The sequence below is a fragment of the Glycomyces terrestris genome (assembly GCF_003933745.1).
Classification (GTDB): Bacteria; Actinomycetota; Actinomycetes; order Mycobacteriales; family Micromonosporaceae; genus Glycomyces; species Glycomyces terrestris.
On record NZ_RSEB01000003.1, the window covers coordinates 335,466 to 348,618 of the forward strand.

Consider the following 13,153-nt stretch of genomic DNA (forward strand, 5'->3'; position numbering starts at 1 on the left):
TCACTCGCCCGTGGGCTCGAAGTGCACGGCCTCGGACCGGACGCCGGAGGCGGCCAGGTGCTTCCTGGCCGACTCCACCATGCCGGGCGGGCCGCACACGTAGACGTCGGCGCCGGCGCAGCGGCCGTGCGCCACGGCCAGCTCCGCGGGGGAGCCGATGCGGATGCCGGAGCCGAACATGTCCTCGTCGACGCACGGCACCAGGTCGAGCCAGTCGTACGCGGCCGCGAGGGCGCGCAGCTGGTCGAGGCAGTAGAGGCCCGCGGGGGTGCGCGAGCCCCAGTACAGGCTGGTCGGGCGGGGGGCGGCGGCCAGCTGCTCGACGAGCGCCTTCATCGGGGCGACGCCGGTGCCGCCCGCGATCATGGCGACCGGGCCGCGGCCGGGGCGCAGGGTGAGCCCGGTGCCGGTGGCCGGGCCGACCCGGAGGGTGTCGCCGGGCCGGACGAGGGAGACGAGGGCGCTGGAGACCTCGCCGCCGTCGACGGCGCGGACGTGGAGGTCGAAGGTGCCGTCGGCGCGCGGGGCGTTCGCCGGCGTGTACTGGCGCCAGACCCGCGGCCGCAGGTTGGTGCACAGCGAGACGGACTGGCCGGGCAGGTAGTCGAGGCGGGTGCCGGGGGCGAGGGTGAGGACGGCGGTCTCGAGGTCGCGGCGGTCGTGCGCGACGACCTCGGCGTCCCACCAGGCCGGGGTGTAGTGGGCGGCCGCGTCGGCGGCGTCGGCCATGGTCGCGGAGACGAGGCCGTACGCCTCGGCCCAGTCGGCGGCGATCGCCGGCGTCCAGTGCGGGCCGCTGAAGTGCTCGAGGGTGGCGAGCAGGGCCTCGCCGACGGCCGGGTAGTGGCCGCGCAGGGCCCCGAACTTGCGGTGGTCGCGGCCGAGCGCCTGGAGGGTGGGGACGACCTCGTCGATGGTGTCGACGTTGCTGACCACGGCCCCGAGCGCGTTGACGAGCTTGTCGCGCTGCGCGGCCATGTTCATGGGGAACAGGTCGCGGGTCTCGGGGTGGGTGAGGAACAGCGTCGAGTAGAAGTACAGCGGGACCTGCTCGCCGTGGGCGGCGACCAGGCTCCAGTTCTTCTTCAACCGGTCGGCGTCGATCATGCGCCTAGTCGTCCGCCCCGATGACGTCGGGGGCGACGGACTCGAGGACCTGGCCGACGGTGTCGATGATGTCGCGCGGCACGTCGAGCTCCTCGAGGACCGCGGTGAGGTGGGCGCCGACGGCCTTGTACTGGCCGACGGAGATGTCCATGTGCCGGTGGGCCTCGGCGAGCTCGCGGCCCTCGTAGGCCTTGGGGCCGTCGAGGACCTGGGAGATCAGGGCGACCTGGTGGCGCTTGAGCTGCGCGAGGTCGGTGTCCGCGAAGAACCCGGCGAGCTCGTCGTCGGCGAGCAGGCGCCGGTAGAGGCGCTCGACGGCCTCGGTGACCGCGGGCGCGCCGCCGATGCGGTCATACGCGGACATCGGTTGTGCTTCGGCTGCATTCATAGTCAGTCATCCTCAAAGGTGATTTCCGATACGCGTCCGAAGCCTACCGACGATGCACCGCAAGGTCCATAGTGTTCCTCATGTTTTAACGGAACCGCTTGTTGCGATGGTAAATCGAATGCGCATCGTCACTGTCCGCATGCGTGTCCGGCCATTCACGACGAGCGATGCGCCGCGGCGCCCGCCCCTGACCAGGGGGCGGGCGCCGCGGCCGCCGCTACTGCGCCGTGAGCGCCTCCGTCGGCGACAGGCGCGAAGCCCGCACCGCCGGGTACAGGCCCGCGACCGCGCCGATGACGAGCGTCGCCGCCACGCCCCCGGCGCTCGCCCAGTACGGGACGACCGCCGGCCACTCCCGCACCGCCGCGAACACCGCGGTCACCGCCGTCCCCAGCAGCACCCCGCCCACGCCCCCGAGGGCGCTCAGCAGCAGCGACTCCGCCAGGAACTGCACCCGGATCTGGCCCTTCGTCGCCCCCAGCGACCGCCGCAGCCCGATCTCGCTGCGCCGCTCCAGGACCGAGATGACCATCGTGTTCGCCACCCCGACCCCGCCGACGAGCAGCGCCACGCCGCCCAGGCCCAGCAGCATCCCCGTGAACGCCGTGTCCACCGCGTTCTTCGCCGCCAGCGCGTCCGACGGGCGCGACACCTCGACCTCGTCGGGCGCCTCCGGGTTCGCCGTCCCGGCGAGCACGCTCGCGACCTCCTCCACGTACGCCTCCTCGGCGCGCGCGTACACCGTGGTCGGGTGCCCGTCGAAGCCGAGGTACGCGGCCGCGGCCTCCCAGCCGACCAGGACCGCGAGGTCGAGTTCGGGGGCGAGCGCGACGGGTTCGAGGATGCCGACGACGGTGAACCAGCGGCCGCCCACGTACACCTCGACGCCCTCGCCGACCGAGGAGATGCCGAGCTGCTCGGCCGCGGAGGCGCCGAGGACGACGGCCGGGTAGCGGGCGGTCGCCGCGTTCAGCCAGGCGCCGTGGGCGAGGTCGCCGCCCACGGTCTCCAGGAGGTCGAGCTCGGCGGCGAGCACGTTCATGCCGCCCGAGCGGCCCTCGGGGATGTGGTCGGAGCGGTACACGTTCGTGTCGGGGACGGCGCCGGTCGCGGCCACCGTGTAGACGGGCGCGATCCGGTCGACCATCGCGGTCGCCTCGAACGGCAGGACGCCCTCCTCGCCGGACAGCATCGACGTGCCCGGCTGCACCGTGAGGAGGTTGGTGCCGAGGGCGGCGAGCTGCCGGTCGAGCTCGGCGCGGCTGGAGGAGGAGATGCCGACGACGCTGATCATGGCGGCGATGCCGATCGCGATGCCGAGCGCGGAGAGCCAGGCGCGCAGGGGCCGGGTGCGCAGGCCGGTGGCGCCGACGCGGAGGACGTCGCCGGCGTGCATGCGGGCGGGCCGCAACGGCCGGGCGTCCGGCGCGGGGGACGCCGCGGGCGGGGGCCCGCCGGGCGGCGGCGGGGCGCCGGGCGGCGGACCCCCTGTTCCCGTTGCAGCCGTTGCCATTCAGACCACCTCCCCGTCGCGCATGGCGACCTGGCGGGGCAGGGAGCGGGCGATGTCCTGGTCGTGGGTGATGACCACGACGGTGGTGCCGGCCTCGTGCAGTTCGTGCAGGAGCGCCATGACGCCGGCCCCGGAGACCGAGTCGAGGTTGCCGGTGGGCTCGTCGGCGAGGAGGACGGCCGGTTCGCCCACGATGGCGCGGGCGACCGCGACGCGCTGGCGCTCGCCGCCGGAGAGCTCGTTGGGGAGGTGGTCGAGGCGGTGGCCGAGGCCGACGCGGTCGAGGGCCGCGGCGGCGCGGGCGCGCCGTTCGGGGCCGCGCCGGCCGGAGTAGAGCAGGCCGTCGGCGACGTTGTCGAGGACCTGCTGGCCGACCGCGAGGTGGAACTGCTGGAAGACGAACCCGATCCTGGTGGCGCGCAGGGCCGAGAGCTGCTTGTCGCGCAGGCGCGCGACGTCGAAGCCGTCGATGCGGACGGTGCCCTCGCTGGGCCGGTCGAGGGTCCCGATGAGGTGGAGCATCGTGGACTTGCCCGAGCCGGAGGGGCCGACGATCGCGCACATCTCGCCGGCGTCGATCCGCAGGGTGACGCCGCGGAGGGCCCGGACGCCGCCGGGGTAGGTCTTCGAGACGTCCTCGAGTTCGACGACCGGCCGGGGGCCCGTCCGCGGCGGGTCGGTGCGGGGCTCGGCGAGGACGGTCATGAGGGCACCACCACGGACTGGCCCGCTTCGAGGCCCTCGCCGCTGATCTCGACGTAGCCGTCGGCGAAGAGGCCGGTGTCGACCGCGACGACCTCGGTGGCGTCGCCGTCGACGAGTTCGACGCCGTAGCCGCCTTCGGCGAGGCCGAGGAGGGCCTCGACGGGGACGGCGAGGACGTCGGCGGCGCTGTCGCCGGCGAAGCCGACGTCCACACTGGCCTGGTCGAGGCTGTCGAACACGGCGGCGTCGTCGGCGGCGACGGTGACCTCGAGGTAGGTGGTGGTCTCGGTGTCGCCGCCCTGGCCGGTGTCCTCGGAGACGGCGGTCTCGGAGCCGGTGACGGTGCCGGTCGCCTCGGTGCCGTCGGGGAGGGTGATGGTGACGGGGTCGCCGACGACCACGAGCTCCTGGTAGTCGAGTTCGACCTCGACGGTGACGACCTTGTCGAGGCCGGTGTAGGTGAGGACGGCGCCGCCGGCGGCCTGCGCGTTCGCGCCGAGCTGGACGTCGACGGTGTCGACGCGGACCGCGGCGGGCGTGAACACGACCCGGCCGAGCTCGACCGCGCCGGTCTCCTCGAGGCCGAGGTCGTCCTGCCACTCCTCGACGGCCGCGGCGGTCGCGTCGGTGTACTCGTCGTCGACGGTGAACCCGTCGTAGCCGAGGGCCGCGAGGTTCTCCTCGAACTGCTCGACGTCGGCGCCCTCGGTGCCGGCCGCGAGGGGCCGGTACGCGGGGAGCGCGCCGTACATGAGGATCACGGGCGTGTCGTCGACGTCGTAGAGGACGTCGCCGCGTTCGAGGACGTCGCCCGCGGCCGGCAGGCCGGTGATCGTGCCGTTGAGGAGGCAACCGAGGTCGAGGGCGTCGCCGTAGCCGAGGTCGCCGGCGACGGACACGGTCTCGGTGAGCGTCGTCTGCCGGATCTCGGCGGTCGCGGGGGTCTCCGCGGTGGCCTCGGCCTCGGATTCCCGGAAGTACGAGCGGAGGTCGACGCCGAGGGCGGCGGCGACGGCGCCCGCGGCGGCCAGCGCGATGGCGGCGCCGGCGACGGCCTTCCCGGCGCGGCCCTTGCCGCGGCGGCGCGCCATCACTCGTCCTCGCTGTCGTTCTGGGGCCCGCCGGGGCCCTGGGGCGCGAGGTCCTGGCAGGCCTCCTGGGCGGCCTGCATCTCCTCGCCCTGGGGGTCGACGCCGAGTTCGTCGCTGTTCATCATGATGCCGCCGTTGGGTTCGGGGTCGGGGAAGCCGGGGACGCCGTTCTCGCGCATGCACTCGGAGTACGCCAGGAGCGCCTCGTACACCTCGGGGTCGAGGTCCTCGCCGCCGTTGGGCTGGGGGCGCTGGTCCTCGCAGGCCTCTTCGGCGGCCTTGAACTCCTCGGACTCGGGGTCGACGTCCTCGTTCAGGCCGAGGCTGATGCCGCCGCCCTCGTTCTGCTCGGGGTCGGGGAACTCGGGGACGCCGTTGTCGCGCATGCACTCGGAGTAGGCGAGGGCCTGCTCGAAGGCGTCTTCGCTGCCGGCGTCGTCGCCGCCGGTGTCCTCGGAGGCGGTCGCGTCGCCGTCGACGGAGGCCACGCCCCCGTCGCCGCCGTCGTCGCCGCACGCGGCGGCGGAGAGGGCCGCGAGGCCCAGGAGGAGTGCGATCAGGTATCGCCTCATGGTGTTCGCCTTTCGCTGTTGGCGCGGCCGGGGGCCGGTTCGCCCCGGCCGCGCCGCCAGTACACCGCCCGGGGCGTTGCGCGGCCGTCATCCGGAACGGCAATGCCGCGGCAACACCGGGCGGGCGAAGATGGGGGCATGAGGATCCTGGTGGTCGAGGACGAGCCGCTGCTCGCGGACGCGGTCGCGGAGTGGCTGCGCGGCGACGCGCACGCGGTGGACGTCGCACTCGACGGCGGCGCGGCCCTGGAGCGGGTCGGCGTGAACGACTACGACGTGGTGGTCCTGGACCGGGACCTGCCGGTCGTGCACGGCGACCAGGTGTGCCGGGAGATCGCGGCGGCCGGCGGGGGGACGCGGGTGCTCATGCTGACCGCGGCCGCCGACGTCGACGACCGGGTCGCCGGGCTGTCGCTGGGCGCCGACGACTACCTGCCGAAGCCGTTCGCGTTCCGGGAGCTCGCCGCCCGCGTCTCGGCCCTGGGCCGGCGGGCCCGGCCCGCCGCACCGCCGGTCCTGGAGCGGGCCGGGATCACCCTCGACGTCCACCTGCACCAGGTGTTCCGCGACGGCCGGTACATCCCGTTGTCCCGCAAGGAGTTCGCAGTCCTGGCCGAGCTCCTGCGGGCCGAGGGCGCGCCGGTGTCGGCCGAGCAGCTGCTGGAGAAGGCGTGGGACGAGCACACCGACCCGTTCACGCAGGCGGTGCGGATGACGATCCTGAAGCTGCGCCGCAAGCTCGGGGACCCGCCCGTGGTCCTCACCGAACCTGGAGTGGGGTACCGGATCCGATGAGGCTCACACTGCGCGCGCGCCTGACCCTGGTGTACGGCGGCCTGTTCGTCGTCGCCGGCGTCCTCCTGCTGCTCCTGACGTACAGCCTGGTGCGCGAGCACCTGCCCGAGCCGGGCGAGGCCCGCACCACGATCACGGGCTACTCGTCGACGGACATCCCGCTGCCGGAGCCGGGCCAGGACCCGGAGCGGTACGCGCAGGACGTGAAGTTCGTGGTCGCCGGGGAGGTCTGGGAGGACGCCCTGTACGTGATCGCCACCCAGGGCGGGCTCTCGCTCGCGCTGGTCGGCCTCGCGACGGTGGCGCTCGGCTGGTTCGTCGCGGGCCGGATGCTCCGGCCGCTGACGCAGATCACGGACACGGCCGCGCGCATCGCGGAGGCCCCCGCGGCCGGGCAGGGCCTGCACGAGCGCATCCGCGTCGAGGGCCCGCAGGACGAGCTGCGGGAGCTCGCGGAGACGTTCAACCGGATGCTCGAGCGCCTCGACCACTCCTTCGACGGCCAGCGCTCGTTCCTGTCCAACGCCTCCCACGAGCTGCGCACCCCGCTGACGGTGACGCGCGCGCTCCTGGAGGTCGCGGTCAACCGGCAGGGCGCCTCGGCGGACACGCGGCAGCTCGGCGAGACGCTCCTGGAGGTGAACGCCCGCCACGAGCGCCTCATCGACGGCCTGCTGCTGCTCATGCGCTCCGACCGGGAGCTGGGCGAGCGCTCCTACGTCGACCTCGCGGACATCGCCGAGCACGTCGCGGCCCAGACGCCCGCGCCCGGCGTCGCGGTCGCCACCTCCTGCGGGGAGGCGCCGGTCCGAGGCGAGCCGGTCCTGCTCGAGCGCCTGGTCCAGAACCTGGTCGAGAACGCCGTCCGCTACAACGCGCCCGAGGACGGCTGGGTCGAGGTCGCCACCCGCACCGAGGACGGCCGCGCGGTCCTGGAGGTGTCGAACTCCGGCCCGGTCATCCCCGCGTTCGAGGCCCCGGGCCTGTTCGAGCCGTTCCGCCGCCTCGGCACCGAGCGCCTCGCCACCGCTTCGAAGGGCGCCGGCCTCGGCCTCTCGATCGTCCGCGCCGTCGCCCAGGCCCACGGCGGCGAAGCGACCGCGGTCCCCCGCCCCGAGGGCGGCCTCACGGTCACCGTCACCCTCCCGGCGGCCTGACCCTGGAAACGCGGAAGACCCCGGCTTGCGCCGGGGTCTTCCTGCTGTCGAGCCGCCTGTCGGAATCGAACCGACGACCTTGTTATTACGAGTAACACGCTCTGCCGACTGAGCTAAGGCGGCTGGGTCTCCCACGCACCCGACAGAGCCCGCTTATCCTTGCTGCCTTCCGGCCCTGGGGAGGTTCACGCGATGACGCCGCATGGGAGACGGGCGAAAGTCTACCGCATCCGCCTCTCCGCGCCGAACGGGGAGCGCCCGCAGCGGTCCCGGTGCAACGCAGGTCACCTCGATCAACCCGGTTGGAGCGCGTTCGGGGCGTCGGGTAAGGTACTCGGCGGAGGATTCGCATAGTGGCCTAGTGCGCACGCTTGGAAAGCGTGTTGAGTGAAAGCTCTCAGGGGTTCGAATCCCCTATCCTCCGCCACTCGCCGGGTTTTCGAACCCGGCTTTTTCTTTGCCTCGGATCTCGCTGGCGGAAGCGCTGGCCGGAACCGGCCGCTTGAAAGCCCCCGCTGCGACCGCCGGCGAACCGGGCCTGCCGCGCGCCCAAGCCCCCCGGGAACATCCTGCTGGACGCGGTAGTGGTGCGCCTGCTGCGTATCGCAGCCGGGACTCGGTCGCATCGACCCACCCGGCCGGGCATACGCGGAGCGGGGCGGGACCGTTGGGTCCCGCCCCGCTTGCGCTGCCTGTCGGCGCTTACGCGCCGCCCTCGCCGGCCATGCCGCCGCGCGGGCCCGCTCCCGGGCTCTTGGGCGGCATGGTGCCGGTCCCGGCCCCCGGGCTCTTAGGGGCGCGCTCGCCGGCCAGTTCGGCCGGGGGCGTGTCCGGGATGCCCGCGGGCTTGTCGGCGCCGCGGAACGTGAGGTTCGTCTTCTCGATGTCCTTCGGGTCGCCGTCGACGTCGACGATGACGATCTGGCCGGGCACGAACTCGTTGAAGAGGATCTTCTCCGAGAGCGTGTCCTCGATCTCGCGCTGGATCGTGCGGCGCAGCGGCCGCGCGCCCAGGACGGGGTCGTAGCCCTTGTGCCCGAGGTACAGCTTCGCGTTGTCGGTCAGCTCCAGGGCCATGTCGCGGTTGGCGAGCTGGTCCTCGATGCGCTTGACCATGAGGTCGACGATCGCGACGATCGCCTCCTGCGTGTGCTTCGGGAACACGATCGTGTCGTCGATGCGGTTCAGGAACTCGGGGCGGAAGTGGTTCTTCAGCTCCTCGTTGACCTTCTCCTTCATGCGCTCGTAGTCGCCGGTCTCGGACGAGTCGGCCTGGAAGCCCAGCGACACGGCCTTGCCGACGTCCCTCGTGCCGAGGTTCGTGGTCAGGATCAGCACCGTGTTCTTGAAGTCGACGATGCGGCCCTGGCCGTCGGTCAGGCGGCCGTCCTCCAGGATCTGGAGGAGCGTGTTGAACACGTCCGGGTGGGCCTTCTCGATCTCGTCGAACAGGACCACGGAGAACGGCTTGCGGCGGACCTTCTCGGTGAGCTGCCCGCCCTCGTCGTAGCCGACGTAGCCGGGAGGCGCGCCGACGAGGCGCGACACCGTGTACCGGTCGTGGAACTCGGACATGTCGAGCTGGATGAGGGCGTCCTCGGAGCCGAACAGGAACTCCGCGAGCGCCTTCGCCAGCTCGGTCTTGCCGACGCCCGAGGGGCCGGCGAAGATGAACGAGCCGGAGGGCCGCTTGGGGTCCTTGAGCCCGGCGCGGGTGCGGCGGATGGCCTTGGAGACGGCCTTGACGGCGTCCTCCTGCCCGATGATCCGCTTGTGGAGCTCCTCCTCCATCTTGAGCAGGCGGGAGGTCTCCTCCTCGGTCAGCTTGTAGACGGGGATGCCCGTCCAGTTCGCGAGGACCTCGGAGATCATCTCCTCGTCGACCTCGGTGACCTGGTCGAGGTCGCCGGCCTTCCACTCCTGCTCGCGCTTGGCGCGCTTCTCGTGCAGGCGCTTCTCGGTGTCGCGCAGGCGCGCGGCGGCCTCGAAGTCCTGCGCGTCGATCGCGGACTCCTTCTGGCGGCGGGTCTCGGCGATCTCCTCGTCGATCTCGCGCAGGTCCGGCGGTGCGGTCATCCGGCGGATTCGCATGCGCGCGCCCGCCTCGTCGATGAGGTCGATCGCCTTGTCCGGCAGGAACCGGTCGGAGATGTAGCGGTCGGCGAGCGTCGCGGCCTGCACCAGGGCGCCGTCCGTGATGGAGACGCGGTGGTGGGCCTCGTAGCGGTCGCGCAGGCCCTTGAGGATCTCGATGGTGTGCGCCAGGGACGGCTCGGCCACCTGGATCGGCTGGAAGCGGCGCTCCAGGGCGGCGTCCTTCTCGAGGTACTTGCGGTACTCGTCGAGGGTGGTCGCGCCGATGGTCTGGAGCTCGCCGCGGGCGAGCATCGGCTTCAGGATCGAGGCCGCGTCGATCGCGCCCTCGGCCGCGCCCGCGCCGACGAGGGTGTGGATCTCGTCGATGAACAGGATGATGTCGCCGCGGGTCTTGATCTCCTTGAGGACCTTCTTCAGGCGCTCCTCGAAGTCGCCGCGGTACCGCGACCCGGCGACGAGCGCGCCGAGGTCGAGCGTGTACAGCTGCTTGTCCTTGAGGGTCTCGGGGACCTCGCCCTTGGTGATCGCCTGCGCGAGGCCCTCGACGGCGGCGGTCTTGCCGACGCCGGGCTCGCCGATGAGCACCGGGTTGTTCTTGGTGCGGCGCGACAGGACCTGCATGACGCGCTCGATCTCGCGCTGGCGCCCGATGACGGGGTCCAGCTTGCCGTCGCGCGCGGCCTGGGTCAGGTTGCGGCCGAACTGGTCCAGCACGAGCGACCCGGACTGCTGGGCCTCCTGGGAGGTGCCGCCGGCGGTCGCGCCCGCGGGCTCCTTGCCCTGGTAGCCGGAGAGCAGCTGGAGGACTTGCTGGCGGACCCGGTTGAGGTCGGCGCCGAGCTTGATGAGGACCTGGGCGGCGACGCCCTCGCCCTCTCGGATGAGGCCGAGCAGGATGTGCTCGGTGCCGATGTAGTTGTGGCCCAGCTGGAGCGCTTCGCGCAGGCTCAGCTCCAGGACCTTCTTCGCCCGGGGGGTGAAGGGAATGTGCCCGGAAGGGGCCTGCTGCCCCTGGCCGATGATCTCCTCGACCTGCTGGCGCACGCCTTCCAGGGAGATCCCCAGACTCTCCAGGGCCTTCGCCGCCACGCCCTCGCCCTCGTGGATGAGGCCGAGCAGGATGTGCTCCGTGCCGATGTAGTTGTGGTTGAGCATCCTGGCCTCTTCTTGAGCCAGGACGACCACGCGTCGGGCACGGTCCGTAAACCGTTCAAACATGCGCTTCTGCTCCTCGCGTCCGCCGCTACTTCGTCGTCGTTACTGGTCGTGGCTTGCAAAACCCTGTGGGTACACCTTATCCCCCGGGTCCGCGGACGGCGGGTGCCACGTGGGTGACAACAAGCGTGCACCCTCGGCCATTCCTGGTGATAACAGGTTCGCTCTGAGCGCAATACCCGCGCCGCCCCGTTCCAATCGGCGGCGCGCCCGCGGGCGCTTCCCGGAAGCGCGGAAACGCCCGCTCCCCGAGGACGGGGAGCGGGCGGAGATCGGGCGCCGGACTAGTTGTGCGCGGCGTTGTACTCCTCGACGATGGCCTGCGGAATGCGGCCGCGGGGCGACACGTTCTTGCCGGAGCGGGCGGCCCACTCGCGGATGGCCTTGTTCTGCTCGCGGTCCACGGACTGGCGGCGCGGGGCGGCCGCGGTGCCGCGGACGGGGCCGCGGGGGGTGCCGAGCGAGTACCGGCCCAAGCGGGTGCCCGCCTCCTGGAATTTCTCCAGGGCGTCGCGCAGTTCTTTGGCGTGCGCGGCGGAGAGGTCAATCTCGTAGGCCTGGCCGTCGATGGCGAATTTGACGGTCTCCTCAGCGGTGCTGCCGTCGATATCGTCGATCAGGATGACCTGTGTCTTCTTCGCCATGGCATATTCCCCTCGGACCGGCCCAACAGTGCCTATTTGCGCTTCTTAGTGCCAGAGCATATACGAGTCCCTATGAGAAAGGAAAGAGGGTGGAGCGAAAGATCTGTGAATGGATCGCTACCGTCCAGCTCACGGGATGGCATTCGGTGCGCTCTGCGGTCTTGCGGAATGGCGCGGGGCGGGCGTGGAAAAGGGACCGCATCGGGTTAATCCGCGGTCGGCGCGAGTGGCGCCGGGCGGGTCCCGATGCGGTCCCTTTGCTTTGCTATTCGGGTTTCACCAGCGGGAAGAGGATGGTCTCGCGGATGCCGAGTCCGGTGAGCGCCATAAGGAGCCGGTCGATTCCCATGCCCATGCCGCACAGCGGGGGCATGCCGTACTCCATCGCGCGCAGGAAGTCCTCGTCGACGCCCATGGCCTCGTCGTCGCCCTTCGCGGCCTGCCTGGCCTGGGCCTCCATGCGCTCGCGCTGGATCACCGGGTCGATGAGCTCGGAATAGCCGGTCGCGAGCTCGAAGCCGCGCACGTACAGGTCCCATTTCTCGGTCAGGCCCGCGGTGGTGCGGTGGCCGCGCACGAGCGGGGAGGTCTCCTCGGGGTAGTCGAGGACGAACGTCGGGGCGTGGAGGCCGTCGACGACGAGGTGCTCGAACAATTCCTCGGCCAGTTTCCCGGGGCCCCACTTCGGGTCGACGCCGAGTTCGACTTTGTCCGCGTACGCGCGCAGCGTCTCGTAGGGCGTGTCGACGGTCACGGTTTCTCCGAGCGCTTCGGAAAGGGACCCGAAGAGGGTGATCTCGGCCCAGTCGCCGCCGAGGTCGTAGGTCGAGCCGTCGGCGAGTTCGACGATCTCGGAGCCGAACACCGAACGGGCCGCGCCTTGAATGAGCGACTTCGTGAGCGCCCCGATCGTGCGGTAGTCGCCGTACGAGCGATAGGCCTCGAGCATCGCGAACTCCGGCGAATGCGACGAGTCGGCGCCCTCGTTCCGGAAGTTGCGGTTGATCTCGAATACGCGGTCGATCCCGCCGACCACGCACCGTTTCAAATAGAGCTCCGGGGCGATGCGCAGGTACAGGTCGAGGTCGTACGCGTTCATGTGCGTCACGAACGGCCGCGCGGTGGCGCCGCCGGGCTGGACCTGCATCATCGGGGTCTCGACCTCGACGAAGCCCTCGCCGTCGAGCTGGTCGCGCAGCGACTTGACGACCTTGGCGCGGTTGCGCACGGTCGCGCGGGCCTCGGGCCGCACGATGAGGTCGACGTAGCGCTGGCGGACCCGGGTCTCCTCGGCGAGCGCCTTGTGCGCCACCGGGAGCGGGCGCAGGGCCTTGCCGGTGATCTGGAAGGAGTCGGCCATGACCGACAGCTCGCCGCGCTTGGACGAGACGACCTCGCCGGTCACGCCGATGTGGTCGCCGATATCGGCCAGCCGCTTCCACTCGGCGAGGGCCTCCTCGCCGACCTTGCCCTGGGAGAGCATCACCTGGAACTCGGTGCCGTCGCCGTCGCGCAGGCGGGCGAAGGCGAGCTTCCCGGCCAGGCGCACGAAGATCACCCGTCCGGTGGTGGAGACGACGACGCCCGAGGACTCGCCGTCGGCCAGGTGCGCGAACTGCTCGCGCAGCTCGGCGAGCGTGTGGGTGCGCGGGTAGCCGAGCGCGTACGGCTCCTTGCCTTCCGCGAGGAGGGCGGCACGCTTCTCGCGCCGGATCTTCATCTGCTCGGGAAGGTCGTCGCCGGTCTCAGTGCTGTCTTGCTCGTGCTCGGTCACGTCTTACAGGGTAAACGCCGCGTCCGGCGGCGGTCGTGCGAGTTTCGCCCCCGCGAGCGCAGGTCACAGCGCCCGCGGCCGGGGGCGGTGCGCGG

The 13,153-nt window shown here is 71.8% G+C and carries 10 protein-coding genes, 2 tRNA genes, 1 other RNA gene and 1 pseudogene; 3 read left to right on the plus strand and 11 right to left on the minus strand.

Going from position 1 to position 13,153, the window contains the following annotated elements:
- The 6 genes from EIW28_RS11455 to EIW28_RS11480 all read right to left on the minus strand — a co-directional run bounded on the left by EIW28_RS11455 (position 1) and on the right by EIW28_RS11480 (position 5,376).
- Positions 1 to 1,107, minus strand: coding sequence for a globin domain-containing protein (locus EIW28_RS11455; RefSeq protein ID WP_125247845.1), 1,107 nt, complete (start codon positions 1,105 to 1,107; stop codon positions 1 to 3).
- Between the two features lie 4 nt (positions 1,108 to 1,111).
- Positions 1,112 to 1,471, minus strand: a complete 360-nt coding sequence (locus tag EIW28_RS11460) for a group I truncated hemoglobin (RefSeq protein ID WP_197717211.1) — start codon at positions 1,469 to 1,471, stop codon at positions 1,112 to 1,114.
- Between the two features lie 241 nt (positions 1,472 to 1,712).
- Entirely contained in the window at positions 1,713 to 2,891 is a 1,179-nt protein-coding gene (locus EIW28_RS11465) for an ABC transporter permease (RefSeq protein WP_125247847.1), read from the minus strand.
- 117 nt (positions 2,892 to 3,008) lie between these two features.
- Positions 3,009 to 3,713 carry an ABC transporter ATP-binding protein gene (locus EIW28_RS11470; RefSeq protein ID WP_125247848.1) on the minus strand — a complete coding sequence of 235 codons (705 nt, stop codon included), beginning with the start codon at positions 3,711 to 3,713 and terminating at the stop codon, positions 3,009 to 3,011.
- Positions 3,710 to 4,804 (minus strand): peptidoglycan-binding protein, encoded by a 1,095-nt coding sequence (locus EIW28_RS11475; protein ID WP_125247849.1) that lies wholly within the window; start codon positions 4,802 to 4,804, stop codon positions 3,710 to 3,712. Before EIW28_RS11475 ends, EIW28_RS11470 begins: the two co-directional genes overlap by 4 nt.
- A complete protein-coding gene (locus EIW28_RS11480; protein ID WP_125247850.1) occupies positions 4,804 to 5,376 on the minus strand; it encodes a hypothetical protein in 573 nt (190 codons plus the stop codon). Before EIW28_RS11480 ends, EIW28_RS11475 begins: the two co-directional genes overlap by 1 nt.
- Positions 5,377 to 5,514: 138 nt before the next feature.
- Here EIW28_RS11480 and EIW28_RS11485 point away from each other — a divergent pair, with 138 nt between their 5' ends.
- A complete protein-coding gene (locus EIW28_RS11485) occupies positions 5,515 to 6,171 on the plus strand; it encodes a response regulator transcription factor (RefSeq protein ID WP_125247851.1) in 657 nt (218 codons plus the stop codon).
- Positions 6,168 to 7,328 carry a sensor histidine kinase gene (locus EIW28_RS11490; RefSeq protein WP_125247852.1) on the plus strand — a complete coding sequence of 387 codons (1,161 nt, stop codon included), beginning with the start codon at positions 6,168 to 6,170 and terminating at the stop codon, positions 7,326 to 7,328. The genes EIW28_RS11485 and EIW28_RS11490 overlap by 4 nt, the downstream gene beginning before the upstream one ends.
- Before the next feature lie 50 nt (positions 7,329 to 7,378).
- Here the strand turns inward: EIW28_RS11490 and EIW28_RS11495 are convergent.
- Together EIW28_RS11495 and ffs are read right to left on the minus strand one after the other, a co-directional pair.
- A tRNA-Thr gene (locus tag EIW28_RS11495) sits at positions 7,379 to 7,451 on the minus strand.
- Positions 7,449 to 7,542: signal recognition particle sRNA small type (gene ffs / locus EIW28_RS11500), an RNA gene on the minus strand. Before ffs ends, EIW28_RS11495 begins: the two co-directional genes overlap by 3 nt.
- A 125-nt stretch (positions 7,543 to 7,667) precedes the next feature.
- Between ffs and EIW28_RS11505 the strand changes: the two genes are divergently transcribed.
- Positions 7,668 to 7,755 (plus strand) — tRNA-Ser (locus EIW28_RS11505).
- 377 nt (positions 7,756 to 8,132) lie between these two features.
- Here the strand turns inward: EIW28_RS11505 and EIW28_RS11510 are convergent.
- From EIW28_RS11510 to lysS, 3 genes and pseudogenes are all read right to left on the minus strand, one after another.
- A pseudogene (locus EIW28_RS11510) lies at positions 8,133 to 10,643 on the minus strand (ATP-dependent Clp protease ATP-binding subunit); the annotation flags it as partial.
- A gap of 281 nt (positions 10,644 to 10,924) precedes the next feature.
- Positions 10,925 to 11,284 carry a histone-like nucleoid-structuring protein Lsr2 gene (locus EIW28_RS11515; RefSeq protein ID WP_125247854.1) on the minus strand — a complete coding sequence of 120 codons (360 nt, stop codon included), beginning with the start codon at positions 11,282 to 11,284 and terminating at the stop codon, positions 10,925 to 10,927.
- A gap of 265 nt (positions 11,285 to 11,549) precedes the next feature.
- Entirely contained in the window at positions 11,550 to 13,004 is a 1,455-nt protein-coding gene (lysS, locus tag EIW28_RS11520) for a lysine--tRNA ligase (RefSeq protein WP_125248339.1), read from the minus strand.
- Positions 13,005 to 13,153: the final 149 nt, after the last annotated feature.